Origin of the sequence: Youngiibacter multivorans, from assembly GCF_017873395.1 — a bacterium.
GTDB lineage: Bacteria > Bacillota > Clostridia > Clostridiales > Clostridiaceae > Youngiibacter > Youngiibacter multivorans.
This window is the reverse complement of record NZ_JAGGKC010000020.1, coordinates 1-21988: the sequence shown is the minus strand read 5'-3', so window position 1 is coordinate 21988 and position 21988 is coordinate 1. Positions and strand designations below refer to the sequence as shown.

Here is a 21988-nt window from a genome sequence, read left to right as displayed (position 1 = left end):
TCAAGCTTTGACAATGGTGGAGGTGAGAGCGTTGCTACAGCATAAAGCCTATGTATACCGTATCTATCCTGATAAAAAACAGGAAACGCTGATTGCAAGGACAATCGGCAGTTCAAGGTTTGTATTCAACCATTTCCTGGAATTGTGGAACAAGGAATATGAGGAGACTGGCAAAGGTCTGAATTATTTCGCATGCTGTAAACTTCTGACAAAGATGAAGAGGGACCCGGAAACAATATGGCTTCGTGAAGTAGATAAGTGCTCGCTCCAGAATTCCCTTCGTAACCTGTCGGACGCCTTCTCAAGATTTTTCAAAGGCCAGAATGAGCATCCACAGTTCAAGAGCAAGAAGAGTTCGAGGCAAAGCTACACTACACAATTTTCTAATAACAACATTTCAATTTCCGGAAATCACCTGAAGCTTCCTAAGCTGGGCCTTGTCAAGTTTGCAGACAGTAGAGAGATGAAAGGGCGTATACTAAATGCCACAGTACGAAGGAAACCGAGCGGGAAATTCTTCGTATCAATCCTTTGTGAAGAGGAAATCTGTGAATTGCCAAAGACTGACTCTACAGTCGGAATTGACCTCGGAATCATTGACTTTGCAGTCCTGTCAGACGGCAGCAGGAATGACAACAATCATTTCACTAGACAAATGGAAGAGAGGCTCAGACGTGAGCAGCGAAAGCTTGCAAGGCGGGCACTTGCTTCAGAGAAAAGAGGCATTCCCCTGTCTGAAGCCAGGAACTATCAGAAGCAGAGACGGAAGGTAGCGAGACTTTATGAAAAGGTTGCGAACCAGCGAAAAGAATATCTTAACAAACTCAGTACAGAGATAGTCAAAAACCACGATATCATCTGTATCGAGGACCTTAATGTGAAGGGCATGATGCGCAACCGCAAACTGGTAAAAAGCATTTCTGATGTATCGTGGACAAGCCTTGTATCGAAACTGCAGTACAAGGCTGATTGGTATGGAAAAGAAGTCATCAGGATAAGCAGGTGGTTTCCGTCAAGTCAGATATGCTCAGAGTGCGGCCACAAGGACGGGAAGAAGCCACTCCATGTAAGGGAGTGGACCTGTCCAGTTTGCCAATCCCATCATGACCGTGATGTCAATGCAGCAAGAAATATACTGGCTGAAGGACTCAGGATAAGAGCTCTGACTCCAGGGTCTTAGTGATATGAAGCAAATAGGAACCGCAGGAATTGCGGGGATAGCTTGGTAAAAAAAGAGAAACCTCTGGTTGCAAAGAAATAAGCCGCTAAGTATGCTCTGTTCCCAAGAATCTCGTGACTTTAGTCATGAAAGTTTCAAAGTATAATAAGACATCCGTTCACAACAGCGTGGATCATTCCAGATAATTGTCCGGATGGAGAATAAAAAGAGGTTGTGTTCCAGGCCCTGCATCACCAGTTTGTGGCATCAGCACTTGTAACTGAAGACTGCCACAGGATAATTCCAGGAAGCCAGATGGGCTGCATGCTCACGACTTATCCGAACACATGCAATCCTGATGATGTTGAGCTTACACTCAAGAAGAACCTCATAAACCATTTCTACTCTGATGTTCTGGTCTTTGGAGAGTATCCTGAGAAATAATGAAACATACCCTGCCATGCAGTCAACTAAGGCTGCCAGGCAGGGTACATTTATTTGAGGATTGCACTGATTATATATGAAGTATGTGATCTCATGAAGAATCGGAAATAGATATGGGCTCCTTTTGGGTGGGGAATACCAATTTATTTCATAACTTAAGCATTATTTTATTCTACTGGAGGATCTGTTGAAGAAATATCCGTTTCTACAAATGCAATCGCCAGGGCAACGCAGTGCTTGCAGAAGATAGTGGTTCGCTTTCCAAGACATGAGCACTTCCACATTGTCATATCCTCAGTTCCTTCGATCTCTGTCATTTTTGTCTGTCCACCTGATACTTTAGCTGTCGCCTTATTATCGTCACATGAGAGGATCTCGACTCCTCCTGATTTGAAGATCTCTTCCCCCAGTCTTATGTTGGATGGTGTCGCGAGTCGTGAAATTAGGTCATTTCCAAGTGAATCCTTCAGCTTCAAGGTTGTATCCTCCATTTCTACACGTGGTTCTGACTTTATGATAGCATTTCGGTGCCTTAATTGCTTCAGAAGGGATTTTTGACGAAATTTAATTATTTCAGTAACCAGCAAGCCGCAACGGATAACAGGTATCCGTAGTTTTGCGTCTTATAGTGGAATTAGATGTTTGCTGTCGAAGGCTGTGCTTAAAAAAACACTCATTTATGAAATGGTTAACGAATATAGCTATTCTATTTTAAAACTAATTATATTAATATCGAAAAAACTCGGTTGACAATAATAAATATAAGTTAAGCATTGTTATTAATGTTATATTTTATGTTAAAATCGAATCACATTTAATCGTTTGATATAAATATTATAGTTGAGGTGAGTGCGATGCTTAAGATGTTAGGAAGACTGAAAAAGGAAGAAGAAGGTCAGGTACTCGTTGCTGCTGCGATGATGATGACACTGTTTTTGTCCATCGGGGCATTCGTTCTCGATTATGGACTCGTAACGCTGCAGAAGGTGCAGCTTCAGAATGCAGCTGATGCTGCGGCTCTTGCAGGAGCTCAGTCTGTTGACATGATAACTGATAGCGCACTTGATACGCTCATATATGAATATGCTGATGCAAACGTCGAGAACTCTCTGTTCAAGTCAGAGCTTACTGTCCAGAAGACTTATGTGAGCAAAGCCACAAAAACACTGTCGGTGAAGGTTAGCCAGAAGGTTGAGACTCTGTTTGGAGGACTATTCGCAACGGATTCCTTGATTTCAGCTGATGCAACAGCCAAGCTGACGAGGGTGTGGAACGGTGAAGCGCTTCCATTCATCAACTATGTCAAAGCGCCTGAATTGAATTCAATAAATACCCTTTGGGATCATGTGGAAGTGGGACTGGCAGATAGGATAGAGAAGAAGGAATGCTCCATAGTCACTGACCCTGCAACAGGAAAGATCTATTTCACTGTAAATTATTCAGATGGCATTGACCTGCAGAACGGTGTGGACTCCCAGATAAAGACAGACCTCAACACGATACTCGCTCAGGGAAGGACACAGTACATATTCAGCCTTTCTCCTGAAGCCATCACTACGAGTAAGTATAATCTGGATAACAATACCCATGTTGATTTCAATGACCTGGTACTTATGAAGGTCGAGATAATCACATATGAGGATAATGGAGATGACAGGAACATGTCTTTCAGGGTTCTTGGACTATACGACATAGTGAATGAAATATATCCGGAGACTGACTTTTTCACATCAAGGTTCGAGGTAAGGCTTACAGAATAAGAGAGTATCTACAATTTATTTCTTCCTTGTGCTATCCTTTAGGTAAGAAATCGGGCATGGCCAAGAAGGGGTTATACGGATGCTTATTAGAGATGTGAAACTATCCGATGCAAGGGAGATAACTGACATTTACAGGCGCTACGTTACAGACAATGCCGTTTCTTTCGAGCTTGAACCTCCTGATGAGGTTGAGATGGCAAGAAGGATATCCAAGGTCATTAAGGATTATCCCTGGATAGTGATGGAAGAGGACGGGGATGTCGTCGGCTATGCCTATGCCGGGCGATTCAGAGACCGTAAGGCTTATGATCCGACATCTGAGCTGTCGGTTTATGTTGCGGATGTCCATCACAGGAAAGGAATCGGTAAGGCCCTGGTGGAAGAACTGATTGAAAGGCTGAGGATAATGGGCATATATACCGTAATCGCGGGAGTCACGCTGCCGAATCCCGGAAGTGTGGCGCTTGTGGAGTCCTTTGGATTCAAGCATGTGGGTACATTTGAAAACGTAGGGCGAAAGTTCGGAAAATGGTATAGCGTGGCGATGTTCTCCATGAGCATAAGGGACTATGATTGATTAGTATAATTTGAGATAGTATAAGGTTTTGAATATGGAAACAGGCGGAATCCGGTTCGTTAAGATGAACCGGATTCCGTTTTTTACGTTTCTCCATAATTGGCATCTGGCGCAGCTGTTGATTTTGCGCGAATGTGCTCATATATGAAAAAAGATTCATATTATTTTCCATGAAATCGTATTGACAACGGCTTGATAACGGTATAGTATGAGGTTGCGAGCAAGAACAAGCATAAACGAGCACAAATGAGCAGGAGGTATGAGGATGTTTGCTGAAGAGAGACAGGAAAAGATCGCAGCGATGCTTGAAGAGAAAAACAGTCTTAAGGTTACAGAGCTGGCTGATGCGTTTGATGTTTCAGAGTCTACAATCAGAAGAGACCTTCAGGAAATGGAAGAGAAGAACCTGCTGACGAGAACCCACGGTGGAGCAGTTGGAATCAACCAGAGAAACTTCGAACCGACATACACTGAGAAGTCAACTGAGAACCAGGATGCCAAGGCGCATATCGGAGATATTGCAGCAGCTCTTGTAGGTGATGGAGATACAGTGATCCTGGATTCAGGTACCACTACATTTGAGATCGCAAAGCGGATAACAGCAAAGAACATCACAGTAGTGACTAATTCGATAGATATAGCATCCTTAATGTCTGAAAGGGATTCTGTAGAAGTGGTGCTTACAGGCGGAGTATTAAGACATAACACCAGGGCTATGGTTGGACATCTTGCAGAGAGAGCACTTTCAAACTTCAGAGCCGACATTGCATTCATAGGAGTAAACGGAATTAGTGTTGAAGATGGAGCTACCACACCTAACTTTGTGGAAGCTCAGACCAAGAAGGCCATGGTTAACTCAGCCAACAAGGTTTATGCGGTAACGGACATGTCAAAATTCGGTAAGGTAAACTTCTCGGTAATAAGCCCGATCAGAGCCTTCAGTGCAGTGATTACTGCTGGCAAGCCGGACTCGAAGGTCCTGAATAGTTTTGCTGAAGCAGGAGTTTTGATTCTGCACGATTGAAAGGAGATGCGATAAATGGTCATAACGGTCACGCTTAACCCGGCCCTTGACAAGACGCTGATCCTGGAGGACTTCACTCCCGGAATGGTGAACAGGGCTTTATCGGTAAGGCAGGACATCGGCGGAAAAGGCATAAATGTATCTAAGGTACTTAAGGAATTCGGAGTGCAGTCGATATGCACGGGATTCCTGGGTGGAAACCTCAAGGAGCTTTTTCTCAGGGAGCTTAAGAGCAAGGGGATTGATTCAGACTTTGTATCAATCAGAGGAAATACAAGGACAAATACCAAGGTGGTCGACAGAGTTAAGAATGAGTTTACTGACATTAACGAACCGGGAGCGGTAATCGAAAAGGATGAGCTTGAAGAGTTCCTGGGAAAATTCGAGAAAATAGTCAAATCTGGTGATACGGTGGTCTTGTCGGGCGGTGCCAGTTCATCAGTGCCCAAGGACATATACAGGACACTGACAGAGATCGCGAAGAACAGGGGAGCATATGTGCTGGTGGATGCTGAGGGTGAACTTTTCGAGGAAGCTCTTAAGGCAGGACCCGATGCAGTAAAGCCTAATGACTTTGAACTATCCCTCCTTGAAGGAAGAAAGCTTGAGAGTGATGAGGACATACTTGCAGCAGCCAGACGGCTGATGGACAAGGGAGTCGGCAAGGTGATGGTTTCACTTGGCGGTGATGGAAGCATGTATGTGACCAAGGACAGGGCATTTCGGGCAAAAGGCCTGAAGGTGCCGGTAAAGAGCACTGTAGGAGCTGGTGATTCGATGGTAGCTGCGCTGGTGTATGCAAGGCTGAAAGGCCTTGACGACAAGGAGACCCTTGCCAATGCACAGGCATTCGGGGCCGCAACTGTAACTCTTGAAGGAACGCAGGCATGCACTCCTTCAGATATTGCACCGTATCTTTCTCTAGCTTTTACCAAAATAACGGAGGTATGAAAATGAACACTATAGACATGTTTTCAAAGGACAGGGTAAAATTCGGACTTGATTCTACTACAAAGTCAGACGTGATTTCAGAGCTTATAGACATTCTGGTTGCTGACGGCAAGGTAAGGGATAAGGATGAATTCAAGAAGGCTGTGCTTCACAGGGAGTCTGAATTCTCAACCGGAATCGGTATGGGTATCGCAATCCCTCACGGAAAGAGTGATGCTGTAATCGAAGCGTCGATAGTTTTCGGCAGAAGTGACAATGGGATCGACTACGAGAGCATGGACGACCTTCCTGCACATCTATTCTTCCTAATAGCAGTTCCACAGGAATCAAGCGATCTTCACCTGAGGGCACTCAGTGAGATATCAAGAAAGCTGATGCATGAAGAAGTCAGGGAAAGCCTGATGAAATGCACAGATTTCGAAAGCTTCATCAACGCATTCAAATAACAAAAATACAATTATGAAAGGATGGACAAAAGGATGAAATTTGTAGCTGTAACATCTTGCCCAACTGGCATAGCCCACACCTACATGGCGGCAGAGGCGCTCCAGATGGCTGCGAAGCAGATGGGGCACGAGATCAAGGTTGAGACTCAAGGATCGGTCGGAGCTGAGAACGTAATTACTGCTGAGGATATCAAAAATGCCAGTGCGGTAATCCTCGCTGTAGACACCAAGGTTGACAAGGAAAGGTTCAAGGGGCTTCCCGTTATCGAGGTATCCGTAAAGGATGCGATAAAGGATGCCAAGGGTCTTCTTGAGAGAGCTGCTCAGGCAAAGCCAGTAGCTAACATCCAGGATCAGGTTGCTGAAGCCAAGGCTCAGGAGAAGAAGTCGAGGACCGGAGCTTACAAGCACCTTATGACCGGAGTATCATACATGATTCCTTTCGTTGTCGCAGGAGGACTCCTCATAGCATTCTCCTTCGCATTCGGTATCAAGGCCTTCGAGCAGGAAGGCTCCATAGCTGCAGCGCTCATGCAGATGGGCGGCGGAAGCGGAGCATTCGGACTCATGGTTCCAATACTTGCTGGTTACATAGCGTTCTCGATAGCTGACAGACCGGGTCTTGTACCAGGTATGGTAGGCGGACTCATTGCAGGAAGTGTCGGAGCAGGCTTCCTGGGCGGAATGCTGGCCGGTTTCCTTGCTGGTTATGTGGTCGTATACCTTAGAAAGCTCATAAAGCTTCCAAAGTCCCTTGAAGGACTGATGCCTGTACTCATACTGCCAGTTCTGTCAACTTTGATCGTAGGACTTATCATGATATTTGTTCTTGGCGGACCGGTAAAGGCAATAAACGACACTATGGTTGCATGGCTTAAGGGCCTCAGCGGAGCAAACGCTGGATTGCTTGGAGCAATACTTGGTCTCATGATGGCGTTTGACATGGGAGGACCGGTAAACAAGGCGGCTTACACATTCGGAGCAGCAACTATTGCCAGCGGTGAACCTTCGATGATCATGGCAGCTGTAATGGCAGCAGGAATGGTACCTCCTCTTGCGATAGCACTTTCAACAGTACTTGCAAAGAACAAGTACACAGAGGAAGAAAGAGAAGCAGGAAAGGCAGCATGGGCACTTGGAGCCTCATTCATAACTGAAGGCGCAATACCTTTCGCAGCAGCAGATCCTCTGAGGGTAATACCTTCGATAATGGTGGGATCAGCTATAACCGGAGCACTTTCAATGATATTCAAGGCTACTCTTGCAGTACCACACGGTGGAATATTCGTACTTCCAATACCTAATGCGGTAGGAAATCTTCCGATGTACTTCCTGTCAATAGTAATAGGAACTGTAGTCGGCGGAGTAATGCTCGCGGCACTCAAGAAGAGAGAGAAGTTCGAAGCATAAAATGATCATGACAACCCTGAAGGTTAAGAAGCCTTCAGGGTTGTTTGTTATAGACGATTTTGGAATTCCCTATAAATTTTCTGTAAACATTGAAATACAAGGGTTTTCAAAGGCGCTGAAGGATATCAGCTATTATATGCAAGTGTTAATATGTAGGTGAAGGGTATAATTTAATGGCGGGAGATGATTAGGATGAGGTTCAGGATATACCCGGGAACCAGTCCGGGGAGATGGTCTGTTGCATTCGCATTGGGCTTCTTCATTCTGTATTATGCAAGAAGACTCGTTATGAAGCCAGAGTTCCACACTGGAGGTGAAGGGTTCTTTGGAAATATGCCAGCTGCGATTATCATGATTTCAGCATTCCTGGTCGGGTCGCTTTCATTTTTCGCATTCCTGAAGTCTCTGTTCAAGAAGGAATTTTCTCTGATAGCGTTCATTTGTGGCGCATTCGGGCTGCTTCTGATCATGTTTGCTGCTGGTGAGGTGCTTTTTCCGCACTAAGGGAGGTTCATCATGAAAAATCTGTTTAAGGATATTATAGTGGGTCTATTGATGTTCATATTAACTCTAATCATAGAGTTTACTGTCTCAATCGTTCTCAGACAGGAGGATCCTACAAAAATTCCGGATGATATCAGGGCGGCAAATGTCAGTATGATGTTTCTGGTATCAGCTATCCCCATAGCTTTGGCTGCCTTTGCAGCTGCTGCAGCCCTAAAGCCTGAGACGAGAGGCAGGGCATTGCGAATGAGTGTGATATGGACTGCCATATTCATCGGGCTGAACATACTGACTGGATTGGGTAATGGCACGATGGGCATTATCTTCCTCGGCATCGGCATTTATGTTTCTATAGTCCTTATGTTCCTGGGACCACTTGCATACGCCAGATTCAGGCAACTGCCTTGAATAGAATTTTGGAATCCATGTAATTAGGTAATCTTGTAGGTTACAACTAAAAAAAGCAGGCTGAGGATAAACCTCAACCTGTTTTGTATTTATGGGTAGTCTAGTCCATGTAGGGCTTACCCATGTAATTATTAATGAAGTATTCATGATAGGGGTTCTTCCAAGTGCTTCCGTCGTAGAATTCAGCTTCTGATACGACTGCTTTGGTTTTAACGATCCTGTGACCTTCCATCAGTTCCCAGCCGCTATCAACACCGTGGGTCTCACCATGAAGAACGTTGACGTTGTCAGCGACCCCCAGGTATTCATAGGCTGCAGAGTAAAACAGGACCTCGATTTTTAGCGGATATCCGTTCGAATCCCACGCAAGCATGGAAACCTTGTAGTTCTTTATTGTCTTGCCTGAGTTGTTTCTGATAGTTACTGAGAACAAGTCTGGGTAGAGGGCCTTCAGGGTTTCATCCTGAACCAGCACTTCTGTTTTTATAACCTCTACCTGCTGATTTTTCTTGATTTCCTCGCTCTTCCTAAACTCTTCAAGCCGCTTGGCCTCTTCAGCTTCAAGCTTCTTGATATTTGCCTGTGCCTGGCTGTAGTTCGAGTCATCCTTTGATACCTTCTCGAACTCCCTTATTGAGCTTGCATAATCAGTATTGGCCATGAACTTCTCTCCGGAAGCGAAGCTTTCCTTCGATTTCTTCATTATCTCAAGATTGGACAGAGTAATCGGTAGTGCACTCTTTTCGGCAACTTCCTTGCTTACTGAATCTGCCATGATCTTGATTTTTGCTTTTGCATCGTCGAAGCTTGTCCCGCCAGATGCGAATTGAGTGTAAGCAGAAGTTGATCTCTCAATTATCTCACTTACCAGTCTGGAAGCGTCCTTCTCAGATTTAATTTTTGTTTCAAAAATCTCTTTTGCAAGTACGACATTTGAAGCATCGACTGCCTTTATGAACTCATCGGCAGGGCCGCCTATCGAGGTATACGCCCATATTGCGAAGGCTGCCAGTGCAACGAACAAAAGAGGCAGTAAAAGCTTTACTGGTTTATTTTTTCTTGTCTGTTCCTGACTGATTACCTCAGTGTTTCTGGTTTCGCCTGAAATATCACCTGAAGCTGGTTCTGAACTTTTCGCTGAATTCGAATTGTCATTCTGATTCCTAATATCTGTCTGACTCGAACCACAAACATTACAAAATAAGCTGTCTTCAGGAAGATCATGACCACATTTTCTACAGACCATAATTCCACTCCTCTATAATAATAATCAAAAATTGGCTATATAAAAGAATGATAACATATATTGCATATTCTGATAATATTTTAGAGTAAAATTACCTTTTTATAAGCACAGTGATTTCTGGATATTCAATAGGCACTCCCCGATAGGATGGGTCATAGGCTCATGGTTTTCCAGCAGTTCGTTGTCTCCGTATAGGGTGCCAAATACAGCATTGACCCAGATTGTTCCTCCGGAAGAAAAACGAAGTCCTTCACAAAGAAACACTGAAAGAATGATATCTGTGCTGAAGGATATCGCTAATGGCAAGGATTAGGGAAGGTAATGAACAAATCATATGGAACAACGTACCCAGAGATTTAAACAGAAAAGACAGAAAGGGCAGATTATTATACAAGCCTCGATAGAATAGTGTATGGTTGGAATCTGAATGACAGTTTAAAGCACAACCGAAAAATTATTTTTAATAAATTTATCTGTAAACATGAAAGTACATTCATGTAAAAGCGTTAGATATCAAGGGGTTTTGGCCTATTTTAAGGGTAATATTTGTAAAATCGTCATATAAAAAGGATTACAATTTGGTTTTGAGAAACAAATGTATTCATGATATAATGTAGAGGCGATGGAAAAAATCGCACCTTGGGAACCACACTGACGTGGAATTTCTCTGGAACAATTGATGATTGGAAGCTGAAAGCAAAGGCAAATGGGAAATGGACAATTCCTTTAGCAGTAACTTCAGCTAAAAAAATCCTTTGCATCTAATCGTATACAGAGATAAACATGAATGTGTCGGGCAGGGTATGGAGGATATGCCCGTACTGGCTTTACATGAAAAATGAATCCATGGAGGAGGGACATGTTTTGGATGACTTTCATGAAGAGATTTAGTGGGGGATCTACCATAAAAAAATCAGGAGGTATTATTGATGTTAGAAAACAAAATAGCAATTGTCACAGGTGCTGCGAGCGGCATAGGTCTTGCCATAGCTGAAACTTTCGCAAAGGACGGTGCGAAGGTAGTAATGGCTGATATCAATGAGGCTAAGCTTAACGAAGAGGCTGCAAGGCTCGGCGGAGTAGCATGCAAGACTGACCTCAGCAAGCAGGCTGACTGCAAGGCGCTTGTAGATTTCACAATGGAGAAGTTCGGCAGGGTAGACATTCTTGTCAACGTAGCAGGACTTCAGCATGTATGTCCTATCGATGAGTTCCCAGAGGACAAGTGGAACTTCATGATGAACATAATGCTCAACGCTCCATTCTACCTCACAAAGTACGTATGGCCTTCAATGAAGGAAAACGGATGGGGTAGGATAATCAACATGAATTCAATACATGGACTGATAGCATCAGAGTTCAAGTCATGCTATGTAACAGCAAAGCACGGACTTAGCGGACTCACCAAGGCCGGCGCAGTTGAAGGCGGAAAGTACGGAATCACCGTAAACTCCATATGCCCTGCATACGTAAGGACTCCTCTTGTTGACGGACAGATCGCGGCTCAGGCCAAGACTCACGGCATCACCGAGGAAGCTGTCGTTCAGGACATCATGCTTTCAAAGGCATTTGTCAAGAAGCTCATAGAGCCTTCAACCATAGGAGAAGTTGCGATGTTCCTTTGCTCAAATGCAGGACAGCACATCACAGGATCCCTTATGACAATAGACGGCGGATGGACTGCAAGCTAATAGTTCTATAACATATAAACATTGCCCTCCGGTTTACCGGGGGGCTTTTGTACAAATGGGAGGTACGATGATGTACAGGATGGATGAAGTATTAAGTCTTATTGACAATAAGGGAATAAAGTATGATTTGGAAAAGCATGTTCCTGTATACACAATTGAAGAGATGGATGAGCTTGAGCTTCCTTTCTCTGATTTTGTCGTCAAGAACCTGTTCCTTCGTGACTATAAGGGAAGGGAACATTTCCTGGTCGTACTGAAGAAGGACAAGAGTGCTGACCTTAAGAAGCTAAAGGTTATCCTTGGATCGACACCTTTGTCATTCGCGTCCGAAGACAGGCTTTCTAAGTATCTTGGTCTTTCCAAGGGAGAAGTGACGCCATTTGGAGTGCTTAACGATGAGTCGCATTCAGTTAAGATCTTCATAGACAAGGATGTTGTTGCAGATGGAAAACTTGCGATCCATCCAAATGACAACAAGGCAACAGTGCTGATAGGCGTTAAGGACCTAATAGGACTTATTGCGGAGTATGGCACAGAGGTAAGGATAATCGATCTTGAAGGTGACCTGAATGGATGATGAAGTAAACCTGAAGAGGCAGATTAACGAGATGCCTGACTTTGTCAGGGAGGAGCTGGAGAAACATTCCTTAATGGACAGATACCTTTCGAGACCCCCATACCAGAGGAATGACTACCTTGGCTGGATCATAAGGGCAGCAAGGCAGGAGACCAAGGACAAGAGGCTTGCACAGATGATTTATGAGCTGGAGAAGGGTGATGTATACATGGGGATGGAATGGAAAAAGGGAAGAAATGGATAGGATTTAGGACCTGCCGGCAGCCAGGATGGCTATTTGGCAGGTTTTTTCTTTGACATCGGTTCGGGATATTATGTAAACATGGGGTGAACGTAAGGTAAACAAATATTAAACATTATGCTGAATTTTCATTTAATCACACAAAATATGTTAAAATTAGATTATTGATTCTATTTATTGACGAAATGACAATAATTACTTTAAAAAGGTAGAATGATTGCTTAAATGGCAACATTCTATTTTTATATACAGGAGGTAGAAAACGTAAATTGGGCAGTGGGGCTTGGCCTTCACACCCCGCACTATGAGGAGGATTAAATGAAGAGAAAGATTGGAGCGCTGCTTGCGTTTGTGCTCATGGCAGGATTTTTCCTGCCGGGATTTGGGAAAACTGCAGCAGCAAATGAAGTTGGAAAAGGCGAGATAGTATTCGCTGATGCCGGATGGGACAGCAACAGATTCCATAATGCTGTTGCAGGAACCATAGCTGAGAAGTTATTCGGGTATACCTGGACTGAGATGGCAGGAAGTACTCCCATACTGCATGAAGGATTGCTGAAGGGTGAGATAGATGTCCATATGGAAGTATGGACGGACAACATCGCAACCTACAGGAATGACCTTGATGAAGGCAAGCTCATGGAGCTAGGAACAAATTTCGATGACGACTACCAGGGATTTTATGTCCCACGGTATGTAATAGAGGGAGACAAGGAAAGAGGGATAGAGCCCATGGCTCCGAACCTCAAGACTGTAAAGGACCTTTTGAAATACAAGGAGCTGTTCCTGGATCCGGAGAATACTTCAAAGGGAAGGATCTATGGAGCTATTCCAGGCTGGGCAGTGGATACGATAATGCACAACAAGTTCGTTGCCTATGGCTTCGAAAATGACTTCATATACTTCAGGCCTGGCTCGGATGCAGCCCTTTCGGCTGCGCTTTCAGGAGCTTATGAAAAAGGAGAGCCTGTAGTCGGATACTATTGGGAGCCTACCTGGCTAATGGGTAAATATGACTTCGTGCTGCTTGAGGACGAACCCTTCAATCCTGAGACATATGAGGCTGGACTTAGTGCGCTTCCTGCGGTGAATGTTACTATAAGTGCCAGCAATGATTTTGGTAAAGACTCTGCGAACACAGAGGTAGTTGATTTCCTTTCCAAGTACAGGACATCAAGCAAGCTGACCTCAGAGGCTCTGGCATATATGCAGGACACCGGAGCTGATTATAAGACTGCAGCCAAGTGGTTCATTGAAGAAAACAGGGACCTTGTGAAGAACTGGGTCGGCGATGAAGGGATTAAGAAGCTTTTCGGCGAAAGTGCAAAGGGTGAAATTGTCTTTGCTGATGCCGGATGGGACAGCAACAGATTCCATAACGCTGTTGCCGGTATCATCGCAGAAAAGGTATATGGATATTCGTGGACGGAGATGGCAGGGAGCACTCCCATACTTCATGAAGGAATGCTGAAGGGTGAGATTGATGTCCATATGGAAGTCTGGACTGACAACATCGCTACATACAGAAGCGACCTTGCTGAAAACAGGCTGGTGGAGCTTGGAACAAATTTCGATGATGACTACCAGGGCTTCTATGTGCCGAGGTATGTCATTGAGGGTGACAAGGAAAGAGGTATAGAGCCCATGGCTCCGGACCTTAAGACTGTAAAGGACCTTTTGAAATACAAGGACCTGTTCAAGGATGCTGAGAATCCTTCGAAAGGCAGGGTCTATGGGGCAATTCCAGGTTGGGCCATAGACACTATAATGCACAACAAGTTCGTAGCCTATGGCTTCGAAAATGACTTCATATACTTCAGGCCTGGCTCGGATGCAGCCCTTTCAGCTGCGCTTTCAGGAGCTTATGAAAAAGGAGAGCCTGTAGTCGGATACTATTGGGAGCCTACCTGGCTAATGGGAAAATATGACTTCGTCCTACTTGAGGATGAGCCGTTCAATCCTGACACATATGAGAACGGGCTTACAGCGCTGCCTGCAGTAAATGTAACCGTGGCTGCCAGCAATGATTTCGGCAAAGACCCGGCCAACAAGGAGCTTATCGGATTCCTTTCGAAGTACAGGACATCAAGCAAGCTGACTTCGGAAGCACTTGCATACATGCAGGACACAGGGGCTGATTACAGGACTGCCGCACTTTGGTTCATAGAAGAGAACAAGGAGCTTGTGAGGGAGTGGGTAGGAATCGAAGGTATCAGCAAGCTTGAAGGTGAAGATGAAGATGAGGAAGAAAAAAAGAGCATACTTGCAGGATTCCCCTTCAGACTGCCGCTGGATGTTGATAAATTCGACAGCTCTGTGAGGCAATTCGCATCTGCTACAGAAGGCTTCTTCGGAGCCATAAGGAACTTTCTTAACTCTGTAATATCAGGGATAGAGTTCGTTCTTGACGCAATTCCATGGTTTATAATGCTTGCGCTGGTATTCTTCCTTGGCTGGAGGTCTTCAGGCAGCATAGGTAAGGGGATACTCTATGTAATAATGCTCTCTTTCATTGGTGCTGTAGGACTGTGGGACATGATGAATGAGACTCTTTCCATTGTCATTACCTCAGTTATTGTATCCCTTGCACTTGGTTTCCCCGCAGGAATTCTTGTATCTACAAGTGAGAAGGTGGAGAGGTTTGTAAAGCCTGTACTTGATACCATGCAGACGATGCCGGTATTCGTATATCTTATTCCGGCGCTGCTGTTCTTCGGACTTGGAAAGGCCCCCGCAGTAATCGCAACAACGATTTACGCCATCGTTCCGATAATAAGGATGACTACACTTGGTATTAACCAGATAGACAGTGAAGTACTTGAGGCTGCTAAGGCATATGGTGCCACATACATGCAGGCCTTAGTCAAGGTCAAGATACCTCAGGCAATGCCGGCGATAATGACTGGAGTAAACCAGACAATAATGATGGCGGTATCAATGGTTGTAACGACATCCATGATCGGTGCCAGCGGACTTGGTATGGAGGTGCTTACTAGTGTCAACAGGATTGAAATGGGAAGAGGCCTTGTATCAGGCGCAGCAGTTGTAATACTTGCAGTAATACTGGACAGGTTCTCACAGGGCCTTGCAAGGAGAAAAGGAGGCGAGAAGCATGAATGATACTTTAATGGAGGTCAAGAACCTCTATAAGCTATATGGCGGAGGCAAGACTGAAGCGATGAAGATGCTTCAGGAAGGTGTCTCAAAGGACGATGTGTATAAGAAGACAGGTGTCACAGCAGCCCTGGTTGATGTTTCAATGGAGATCAGGAAAGGTGAGATATTTGTAATCATAGGACTTTCAGGCTCAGGGAAATCGACTCTTGTCAGGTGCTTCAACCTCCTTAACAGACCCACTAAGGGTACTGTGAAGTATGATGGGGCAGATATCTCGAAATTCGAGAAGAATGAGCTGAGAGAGTTCAGGAGAAGCAAGATGTCCATGGTGTTCCAGAATTTCGGGCTGCTGTCCCACAGGGATGTGCTCGGCAATGTGGAGCTGGGGCTTGAGATGAAGGACGTACCTAAGGAGATGAGGGACAAGAAGGCCAGGGAGATGATCTCAATGGTTGGATTGGAAGGACTCGAAAATCAACCTATAGACAGCCTGTCAGGAGGAATGAAGCAGAGGGTAGGTATAGCGAGGGCTTTAGCCAGCGATACCGAGGTGATCCTAATGGACGAGCCGTTTTCGGCACTTGACCCTTTGGTAAAGAAGGACATGCAGTTCGAGCTCATATCCATACAGAGAAAGCTCGGAAAGACCATAGTGTTCATAACCCATGACATCAACGAGGCGTTCAAGCTTGGCGACAGGGTAGCCATAATGAAGGACGGAAAGGTCATTCAGATTGCGACACCTGAGGAAATGTCCACCAATCCTGCTGACGAGTATGTGGCCAGGTTCATTGAAGGAGCAGACAAGACCAAGGTAGTGAGCGTCAGGAACATAATGTACGCTCCTGATACCCTTGTCAGGCTCTCCGACAGCCCCTCATATGCAGTCAATGAAATGAGGACCAACGGACTTTCCAGTGCCTATGTGGTGGATGGAAAATTCATGTTCAGGGGTATCATAGAGATAAGCGATGCGGTAAAGGCAAGGACTGAGAAAATGCATATCTCAGACATACTTAAGTCAGACATAGTGACCGTATCACCGGACGACATGATTGCTGACATCATTCAGACGGCGGTTGATACCAAGTATCCTCTGCCTGTCGTGGATGAGGAAGGCAGATTCAAGGGAATAGTTTCAAGGGCGACAGTTCTGTCGACTCTTGTATAGAATTAGGGGAGGGATGACCTCCCTTTTTCAATGCAGCAGAGTGAATGTTTGAAGTATGCAATTAATATGAGTGCTATAATGGAATGTGTATAGGGATAATATGAGGGGGGATTTTTTTGCTGAAGCTTATAGTTGACAGCACCTGCGACATGGATGAGGAAATGAGGAAGGATATTTTGGTCCTGCCGCTTTCAATCATATTGGATGACATCCCTTACCTTGATGGAATTGAAATCGAAACAAAAAGAGTCTATGACTACATGAGAGAGGGAAAGATTCCAAAGACATCACAGATATCCTATATCCGTCTCATGGAAATCCTGAACGAGCTTTCTGCAAATAAGGATGATGCCATATACCTGACCTTCTCGACAAAGATGTCAGGAAGTCATGACCTTGCCAGGAATACAGTAAGAGAGTTCCTTGAGAACAATCCGGGAATCAGGGTGGAGGTTGTGGATTCTGAAGGAGGATCTGGAGGTTCGTCGCTTCTGACTTTGCATATAATAGAGATGATTAAAAATGGCCTCGGCATTGATGAGGTGTTAAGGAATATTGAAGACATGAAAAAATGTATCAAGTACCACTTTACACTGCAGGATATAGCCTGGCTGGCCAAGGGAGGTAGGGTCAACTCAACACTTTCTACTGTTGGCGACATGCTGGACATGAAGCCATATCTGACAGTAAGGGAAGGAAGGATAGTCGTCGACCGCCTTGTAAGGGGAAGAAAGAAAGCATTAAGGAAGATAGCAGATGACATAGCAGTTGATGCTAAGGCTTATCCCGACCAGCTGATAACCATAAGCCATGGTGATGACCCGGAATCAGCTTTGATTCTCGAAAAGCATATCAGGGAGGTCCTGCCGCAGGCAAAGACCAGGATCCTTTCCATAGGCTCCGTGCTTGGAGCACATATTGGAGTTGGCGGTGTTGCAGCCTTCTGCCTCACCAGGAGACCTCCATATGAAGAGGGATGATGTCAGAAGCTTCAAAATCCTGATCATATATTCACTTGTCGCTTTGATCATTCTGGTACTGGATGTTTCAGGGATAAGCGGGCGTTTCCTGTGGGGAGTTAGATATGCGATTATGCTATCCATGCCATTGTATTCGCTCAAGGCAGCCAATAAGGGAAGGGAGCAGAGGCTGCTTGCTGCATCCCTCTTCCTGATCGCTGCGGGGGACTTCTTCCTCTATGTTCCATTGGCTTCAGGCAACGAAAATCCTAAGCTGTACCCATGGGGGATAGTACTGTTTTCTTTAGCTTACCTGATGCTTTCAACAGCATACCTAAGGAATGCGGGAAAGGATAAAAGGGAGATTTTACTTGCTCTTATGCCTATGACTATTCTTGCAGCAGGGTTCTACGGAGTTTTGTCATTTGCAGATGGAAATCTAGTAATAAGCAGTCTGCTGCTTATTCTCTCGATATCCTTCATGCTCTGGAACGCATTGTGCGTACCGATCAGAGGATGGTATGACAGAACCTCATCAAGGCTTATTGTTATCTCGGCATTTCTCATGCTTGCATGTGATGCAGGGGTGGGACTTGGAATGATGGCAGGTATCAGCAGTGAGCTTTTGTTCGATATCGGAAGGAACATAGTATGGTCGGCATATATACCTGCCTGGGCAATCATACTCATGCTGTCATCCTGGAGAACTATGGAAAGATGAAATAATAGAGATTATGAAAATAAGGATCTCTTAATCAGTTCAAAATACAGGCAAAGGAGGACAAAATGGATTTTGTAATCAGGAGGCTGGGCGAGGATACAAAGGATGACTTTCTGAGGTTTTTTGACAAGGATGCCTTTTCTGACAATCCTGAATGGGACGGGTGTTACTGTCAGTTCTATCTTGATGAAAGGGAAGGGCTTGAATGGAACGGAACAGCCGAGGGAAACCGGGCAAATGCAGAAAGGCGCATTCTGGAAGGCAGCATGAAGGGGCTTCTCGCCTATCATGAGGGTAAACCTGTGGGCTGGTGCCATGTGAACCTCAAAAGGGAAGTGGCAGTATACAGGAATGGAGCTGGTGACAAGGAAGCGATAATCCTCTGTTATGTCATTGCGCCTCAAATGCGGAGAAAGGGTCTTGCTACGCTGCTCCTTGATGAGGCTGTAGCCATGATGAAGGAAGCTGGTGCAGCTTCAATCGAAGCTTATCCTATGAAGAACCCGAAGGTCATGGAACATAGCTATCATGGATTCCTGGAAATGTATCTTGCAAAAGGATTCAAAGTCACAGGGGAGGACGAATATACACATAAGGTTGTACTTGAACTGTAAAATTGCCCTGGAAGCGTTATACCTTCCAGGGCTTTCCTGTTCTATGCTGCATAATCCCTTGCCAGAGTCGATGCCGCAAGCAGCGCTGCGATGACCAGAGCAACTATGATGTTTTCCATACGCATCATCTCCTTTAGAAAGTTATACCTCATACCTCATTGTTAGTCTCCGAAAAAACAGCGCAAAGATAGAAGAAAAACAAACCAGAATATTGCCTGGAATTTATCAGGAATATTGACATTTGTCTATATGTTGCCATAATAATAGATAGAGAAACATCTATATGTTAGGGTGAAAGGAGGTCTTTGCAATGGAATCGGCTCTTGCAAGCCAGGCCGGCATGCTTAAAGCCCTGGGTGATGAAACCAGGTTAAGGATATTCCTGATGCTTGCTCAAGGTGAGCTCTGTGCATGTAAGATACTTGAAGAATTTGACATAACACAGCCGACGCTCTCCTACCACATGAGGATCCTGTGTTCGTCCGGTCTCGTAAGTTCGCGCAAGTCTGGTATATGGACCAGGTATACGATAAATGGTGATGCTATTTTAAAGATAACCGGTCTCATGGAGTCTGCTTCGGATAGCCTGGCAGCTTCTGATGACAGGTGTGTCAAAGAGAGGTGTGTCTGATGGGGATTTTCTCATGGATGAATGACCAGCTTTTGAGGATGGAATGGTTGTCAGATATTGTGAAGTATATTGTTGAAGCAGCTGGTCTGTCTGTCAGCACCAAGATTGGAGCGAGCATCCACTTCTTCATATACGACGTCATCAAGATTTTTATTCTCTTATCGGTATTAATATTCTGCATCTCGTACATACAGAGCTTCTTCCCTCCTGAGAGGACAAGAAGGATACTTGGAGGATTCAGTGGGATTACTGCAAATATCCTTGGTGCTTTGCTTGGAACAATAACACCGTTCTGTTCCTGTTCGTCTATACCTCTATTCATAGGATTTACGAATGCAGGACTTCCTTTAGGCGTCACATTCTCTTTCCTCATATCGTCACCGATGGTTGACCTGGCATCTGTAATTCTCCTCGCCAGCATATTCAACTGGGGTATTGCCATTGCATATGTAGTAGTAGGACTGATCATTGCAGTTGCAGGAGGTTCGCTAATAAGCCTGATGAAGCTTGAGGACCAGGTTGAGCCCTTCGTATTCAATTCAGCCATGGCTGAAGCAGAGGAAGAGAAGCTTACTGTAAAGGACAGGGTGGACTTTGGCAAGGACCAGGTCAAGGCTATAATTGACAAGGTCTGGAAGTATGTCCTGATTGGGGTTGGAATAGGAGCCCTCATACATAATTGGATACCTCAGGAGGCCATCGCAGTTGTACTGGGAGCCGACAAATGGTATTCGGTGATTGTTGCCACATTTGTCGGAATACCCATTTACGCAGACATATTCGGAACCCTTCCGATAGCTGAAGCACTGCTTGCCAAGAGCGTAGGCCTTGGAACGGTGCTCGCATTCATGATGGGAGTCACAACACTTTCACTGCCCTCAATAATAATGCTGAAGAATGTCATAAGGAAGAAGCTTCTTTTTATATTCGTAGGCATAGTTACCATAGGAATCATCATAGTTGGCTACACATTCAACGCATTCGGCCATCTGCTGATATGATGGCAAAATAACAGGAGGAATAGGAATGGAAATCAAGATACTCGGATCAGGCTGCAAGAACTGCGTGAACCTCGCTGCAAACGCAAAGGAAGCTATGGATACTCTTGGAGTAAGCGGAGAAATCATCAAGGTAACTGACTTCAAGGAAATCGCAAGCTTTGGAGTAATGAGGACACCAGGACTCGTAGTGGACGGCAAGGTAGTTTCATCAGGAAAGGTTCTCTCTGCACAGGAGATAGCTGAGATAATAAAGAAATAGGAAGTGCAAGAAGGCTGCCGCAGAATTTATGCGGCAGCCTTTAAATTACTTAAAATATGATCGGAACGAATCAATAAGATATTTTTCTGCTGATGTGTAGCTGTTCTTTTTACGATAAACGAATGAGATCACCCACTTGACGGGAATCTCGAAGGTGACAGCTACTATGCCTTTCATATCAAATATTCCAAGTATGTCGCTGGGCATTATGGTCATATTTTTTTCGTTCCTGATAGTAGCGAAAAGATAGTCTGATGAATATGCGGTATAGATTGAATTCAGCCTGATGCCGTTTTCAATTATGTATCTCTGGAACAAGTGATATGTAGTGTAGGACTCATCCACAATGCCGATGCTTGAACCATTCAGGTCGGACCACTTAAGAGTCTTCTTTCGGGCGAGCGGGTTTTCAACTCCCATGTACATTGCATATTCTCCGATATGTACTGGGAAGGAAACGTATCGCGAGTCGTTGGCTTTGTCCGAATCAACAAGAACTGCAAAGTTTAGCTTTTCATCCTCCATCATCTCATCTAGAATATGCCCACCTTGCTCCTGTACCTTGATTCTGACTCCTGGATTCTTCTCCTTTATGCTGTTCAGGAAGTCAGCGAACAATGCAGTGATAACGAGAGGTGGAATCCCTATGACGACTTCTCCTTCCTCTGTTCTGGAGCGGAGCTCAATGATCCTCATTAGTTCATCATAATCAGCAATTATCTTCTTGGCGTGTTCAAAAATGATCTGCCCGTCTGAGGTCAGACCCGAAAGTCTGCCCTTATGACGTTCGAAAACCAATAGATTAACGTCTTTTTCAATCTGGGTTACACACTTGCTAAGTGCCGGCTGTGATATGAATAGTTCTTTTGATGCCTGCGTAATGTTGAAGTCATTCTCAACTATTGCGACTATGTATTTCAGCTGCAGAATATTCATGATTCCCTTACACCTCGCAAATTCCGAACTTCTACGATATCCCTTTAATTGTACAAAATCGCTACGCGATAGTTCCTTGTCTAAATTCTATACTTATGCCTCTTGAATTAACAGAGTATTTCTTCGCATGAAAAAAATAGT

At 44.7% G+C, this 21988-nt stretch carries 24 protein-coding genes; 21 read left to right on the top strand and 3 right to left on the bottom strand.

What is annotated here, in order from left to right; genetic code table 11:
- Positions 1-31 precede the first annotated feature (31 nt).
- Together tnpB and J2Z34_RS11550 are read left to right on the top strand one after the other, a co-directional pair.
- Positions 32-1180, top strand: coding sequence for an IS200/IS605 family element RNA-guided endonuclease TnpB (gene tnpB / locus J2Z34_RS11555; RefSeq protein WP_209460024.1), 1149 nt, complete (start codon positions 32-34; stop codon positions 1178-1180).
- A gap of 213 nt (positions 1181-1393) precedes the next feature.
- Complete coding sequence (locus J2Z34_RS11550) at positions 1394-1603, top strand: family 1 glycosylhydrolase (protein WP_342453168.1); 210 nt, start codon at positions 1394-1396, stop codon at positions 1601-1603.
- 167 nt (positions 1604-1770) lie between these two features.
- Here the strand turns inward: J2Z34_RS11550 and J2Z34_RS11545 are convergent, their stop codons facing one another.
- Positions 1771-2079: an SWIM zinc finger family protein gene (locus J2Z34_RS11545; RefSeq protein WP_209460023.1), complete on the bottom strand. Its 309-nt coding sequence runs from the start codon at positions 2077-2079 to the stop codon at positions 1771-1773.
- A 378-nt stretch (positions 2080-2457) separates the two neighbouring features.
- On the opposite strand from J2Z34_RS11545, the gene J2Z34_RS11540 reads away from it, so the two are divergent.
- The 8 genes from J2Z34_RS11540 to J2Z34_RS11510 all read left to right on the top strand — a co-directional run bounded on the left by J2Z34_RS11540 (position 2458) and on the right by J2Z34_RS11510 (position 8683).
- Positions 2458-3363 carry a pilus assembly protein TadG-related protein gene (locus J2Z34_RS11540; protein WP_209460022.1) on the top strand — a complete coding sequence of 302 codons (906 nt, stop codon included), beginning with the start codon at positions 2458-2460 and terminating at the stop codon, positions 3361-3363.
- Positions 3364-3442: 79 nt separating this feature from the next.
- On the top strand, positions 3443-3940 hold the full coding sequence (locus J2Z34_RS11535; RefSeq protein WP_209460021.1) for a GNAT family N-acetyltransferase: 498 nt from the start codon (positions 3443-3445) through the stop codon (positions 3938-3940).
- Between the two features lie 265 nt (positions 3941-4205).
- Complete coding sequence (locus tag J2Z34_RS11530) at positions 4206-4964, top strand: DeoR/GlpR family DNA-binding transcription regulator (RefSeq protein WP_209460020.1); 759 nt, start codon at positions 4206-4208, stop codon at positions 4962-4964.
- Between the two features lie 15 nt (positions 4965-4979).
- On the top strand, positions 4980-5915 hold the full coding sequence (gene pfkB / locus J2Z34_RS11525) for a 1-phosphofructokinase (RefSeq protein ID WP_209460019.1): 936 nt from the start codon (positions 4980-4982) through the stop codon (positions 5913-5915).
- Between the two features lie 2 nt (positions 5916-5917).
- Positions 5918-6361 (top strand): PTS sugar transporter subunit IIA, encoded by a 444-nt coding sequence (locus J2Z34_RS17615; RefSeq protein WP_245250679.1) that lies wholly within the window; start codon positions 5918-5920, stop codon positions 6359-6361.
- Positions 6362-6394: 33 nt separating this feature from the next.
- Positions 6395-7771 (top strand): PTS fructose transporter subunit IIC, encoded by a 1377-nt coding sequence (locus J2Z34_RS11520; RefSeq protein WP_245250669.1) that lies wholly within the window; start codon positions 6395-6397, stop codon positions 7769-7771.
- A gap of 192 nt (positions 7772-7963) precedes the next feature.
- Positions 7964-8275: a hypothetical protein gene (locus J2Z34_RS11515; protein ID WP_209460018.1), complete on the top strand. Its 312-nt coding sequence runs from the start codon at positions 7964-7966 to the stop codon at positions 8273-8275.
- A gap of 12 nt (positions 8276-8287) precedes the next feature.
- Entirely contained in the window at positions 8288-8683 is a 396-nt protein-coding gene (locus J2Z34_RS11510) for a hypothetical protein (RefSeq protein WP_209460017.1), read from the top strand.
- A 100-nt stretch (positions 8684-8783) separates the two neighbouring features.
- On the opposite strand, the gene J2Z34_RS11505 is transcribed toward J2Z34_RS11510, so the two are convergent.
- Positions 8784-9929 (bottom strand): DUF5780 domain-containing protein, encoded by a 1146-nt coding sequence (locus J2Z34_RS11505; protein ID WP_209460016.1) that lies wholly within the window; start codon positions 9927-9929, stop codon positions 8784-8786.
- A 929-nt stretch (positions 9930-10858) separates the two neighbouring features.
- On the opposite strand from J2Z34_RS11505, the gene J2Z34_RS11500 reads away from it, so the two are divergent.
- From J2Z34_RS11500 to J2Z34_RS11450, 11 genes are all read left to right on the top strand, one after another.
- The gene (locus J2Z34_RS11500) at positions 10859-11620 is read left to right on the top strand and encodes a 3-hydroxybutyrate dehydrogenase (RefSeq protein ID WP_209460015.1); all 762 of its coding nucleotides are present in this window, start codon (positions 10859-10861) and stop codon (positions 11618-11620) included.
- A 67-nt stretch (positions 11621-11687) separates the two neighbouring features.
- On the top strand, positions 11688-12197 hold the full coding sequence (locus J2Z34_RS11495) for a prolyl-tRNA synthetase associated domain-containing protein (protein ID WP_245250667.1): 510 nt from the start codon (positions 11688-11690) through the stop codon (positions 12195-12197).
- Positions 12190-12441, top strand: coding sequence for a YdeI/OmpD-associated family protein (locus J2Z34_RS11490; RefSeq protein WP_209460014.1), 252 nt, complete (start codon positions 12190-12192; stop codon positions 12439-12441). The genes J2Z34_RS11495 and J2Z34_RS11490 overlap by 8 nt, the downstream gene beginning before the upstream one ends.
- A gap of 315 nt (positions 12442-12756) precedes the next feature.
- Positions 12757-15558 carry a glycine betaine ABC transporter substrate-binding protein gene (locus tag J2Z34_RS11485; RefSeq protein WP_245250657.1) on the top strand — a complete coding sequence of 934 codons (2802 nt, stop codon included), beginning with the start codon at positions 12757-12759 and terminating at the stop codon, positions 15556-15558.
- Positions 15551-16726, top strand: coding sequence for a quaternary amine ABC transporter ATP-binding protein (locus tag J2Z34_RS11480; RefSeq protein ID WP_209460013.1), 1176 nt, complete (start codon positions 15551-15553; stop codon positions 16724-16726). The genes J2Z34_RS11485 and J2Z34_RS11480 overlap by 8 nt, the downstream gene beginning before the upstream one ends.
- A gap of 116 nt (positions 16727-16842) precedes the next feature.
- On the top strand, positions 16843-17706 hold the full coding sequence (locus tag J2Z34_RS11475; protein ID WP_209460012.1) for a DegV family protein: 864 nt from the start codon (positions 16843-16845) through the stop codon (positions 17704-17706).
- Complete coding sequence (locus tag J2Z34_RS11470; protein WP_209460011.1) at positions 17693-18406, top strand: lysoplasmalogenase family protein; 714 nt, start codon at positions 17693-17695, stop codon at positions 18404-18406. Before J2Z34_RS11475 ends, J2Z34_RS11470 begins: the two co-directional genes overlap by 14 nt.
- 65 nt (positions 18407-18471) lie before the next feature.
- Positions 18472-19020: a GNAT family N-acetyltransferase gene (locus J2Z34_RS11465; RefSeq protein ID WP_209460010.1), complete on the top strand. Its 549-nt coding sequence runs from the start codon at positions 18472-18474 to the stop codon at positions 19018-19020.
- Positions 19021-19330: 310 nt separating this feature from the next.
- Positions 19331-19651 carry an ArsR/SmtB family transcription factor gene (locus J2Z34_RS11460; protein WP_209460009.1) on the top strand — a complete coding sequence of 107 codons (321 nt, stop codon included), beginning with the start codon at positions 19331-19333 and terminating at the stop codon, positions 19649-19651.
- Positions 19651-20652, top strand: a complete 1002-nt coding sequence (locus tag J2Z34_RS11455) for a permease (RefSeq protein WP_209460008.1) — start codon at positions 19651-19653, stop codon at positions 20650-20652. Before J2Z34_RS11460 ends, J2Z34_RS11455 begins: the two co-directional genes overlap by 1 nt.
- Before the next feature lie 25 nt (positions 20653-20677).
- Complete coding sequence (locus tag J2Z34_RS11450; protein WP_209460007.1) at positions 20678-20911, top strand: thioredoxin family protein; 234 nt, start codon at positions 20678-20680, stop codon at positions 20909-20911.
- 45 nt (positions 20912-20956) lie between these two features.
- Here J2Z34_RS11450 and J2Z34_RS11445 read toward each other — a convergent pair whose 3' ends face one another.
- The gene (locus tag J2Z34_RS11445; RefSeq protein ID WP_209460006.1) at positions 20957-21847 is read right to left on the bottom strand and encodes a LysR family transcriptional regulator; all 891 of its coding nucleotides are present in this window, start codon (positions 21845-21847) and stop codon (positions 20957-20959) included.
- Positions 21848-21988: the final 141 nt, after the last annotated feature.

Excerpts from the sequence above, each read along its gene's own strand:
- J2Z34_RS11540 (WP_209460022.1), top strand. The coding sequence starts at position 2,458 with ATGCTTAAGATGTTAGGAAGACTGAAAAAGGAAGAAGAAGGTCAGGTA.
- J2Z34_RS11535 (WP_209460021.1), top strand. The coding sequence starts at position 3,443 with ATGCTTATTAGAGATGTGAAACTATCCGATGCAAGGGAGATAACTGAC.
- J2Z34_RS11530 (WP_209460020.1), top strand. The coding sequence starts at position 4,206 with ATGTTTGCTGAAGAGAGACAGGAAAAGATCGCAGCGATGCTTGAAGAG.
- pfkB (WP_209460019.1), top strand. The coding sequence starts at position 4,980 with ATGGTCATAACGGTCACGCTTAACCCGGCCCTTGACAAGACGCTGATC.
- J2Z34_RS17615 (WP_245250679.1), top strand. The coding sequence starts at position 5,918 with ATGAACACTATAGACATGTTTTCAAAGGACAGGGTAAAATTCGGACTT.
- J2Z34_RS11520 (WP_245250669.1), top strand. The coding sequence starts at position 6,395 with ATGAAATTTGTAGCTGTAACATCTTGCCCAACTGGCATAGCCCACACC.
- J2Z34_RS11515 (WP_209460018.1), top strand. The coding sequence starts at position 7,964 with ATGAGGTTCAGGATATACCCGGGAACCAGTCCGGGGAGATGGTCTGTT.
- J2Z34_RS11510 (WP_209460017.1), top strand. The coding sequence starts at position 8,288 with ATGAAAAATCTGTTTAAGGATATTATAGTGGGTCTATTGATGTTCATA.
- J2Z34_RS11505 (WP_209460016.1), bottom strand. The coding sequence starts at position 9,929 with ATGGTCTGTAGAAAATGTGGTCATGATCTTCCTGAAGACAGCTTATTT.
- J2Z34_RS11500 (WP_209460015.1), top strand. The coding sequence starts at position 10,859 with ATGTTAGAAAACAAAATAGCAATTGTCACAGGTGCTGCGAGCGGCATA.
- J2Z34_RS11495 (WP_245250667.1), top strand. The coding sequence starts at position 11,688 with ATGATGTACAGGATGGATGAAGTATTAAGTCTTATTGACAATAAGGGA.
- J2Z34_RS11490 (WP_209460014.1), top strand. The coding sequence starts at position 12,190 with ATGGATGATGAAGTAAACCTGAAGAGGCAGATTAACGAGATGCCTGAC.
- J2Z34_RS11485 (WP_245250657.1), top strand. The coding sequence starts at position 12,757 with ATGAAGAGAAAGATTGGAGCGCTGCTTGCGTTTGTGCTCATGGCAGGA.
- J2Z34_RS11480 (WP_209460013.1), top strand. The coding sequence starts at position 15,551 with ATGAATGATACTTTAATGGAGGTCAAGAACCTCTATAAGCTATATGGC.
- J2Z34_RS11470 (WP_209460011.1), top strand. The coding sequence starts at position 17,693 with ATGAAGAGGGATGATGTCAGAAGCTTCAAAATCCTGATCATATATTCA.
- J2Z34_RS11465 (WP_209460010.1), top strand. The coding sequence starts at position 18,472 with ATGGATTTTGTAATCAGGAGGCTGGGCGAGGATACAAAGGATGACTTT.
- J2Z34_RS11460 (WP_209460009.1), top strand. The coding sequence starts at position 19,331 with ATGGAATCGGCTCTTGCAAGCCAGGCCGGCATGCTTAAAGCCCTGGGT.
- J2Z34_RS11455 (WP_209460008.1), top strand. The coding sequence starts at position 19,651 with ATGGGGATTTTCTCATGGATGAATGACCAGCTTTTGAGGATGGAATGG.
- J2Z34_RS11450 (WP_209460007.1), top strand. The coding sequence starts at position 20,678 with ATGGAAATCAAGATACTCGGATCAGGCTGCAAGAACTGCGTGAACCTC.
- J2Z34_RS11445 (WP_209460006.1), bottom strand. The coding sequence starts at position 21,847 with ATGAATATTCTGCAGCTGAAATACATAGTCGCAATAGTTGAGAATGAC.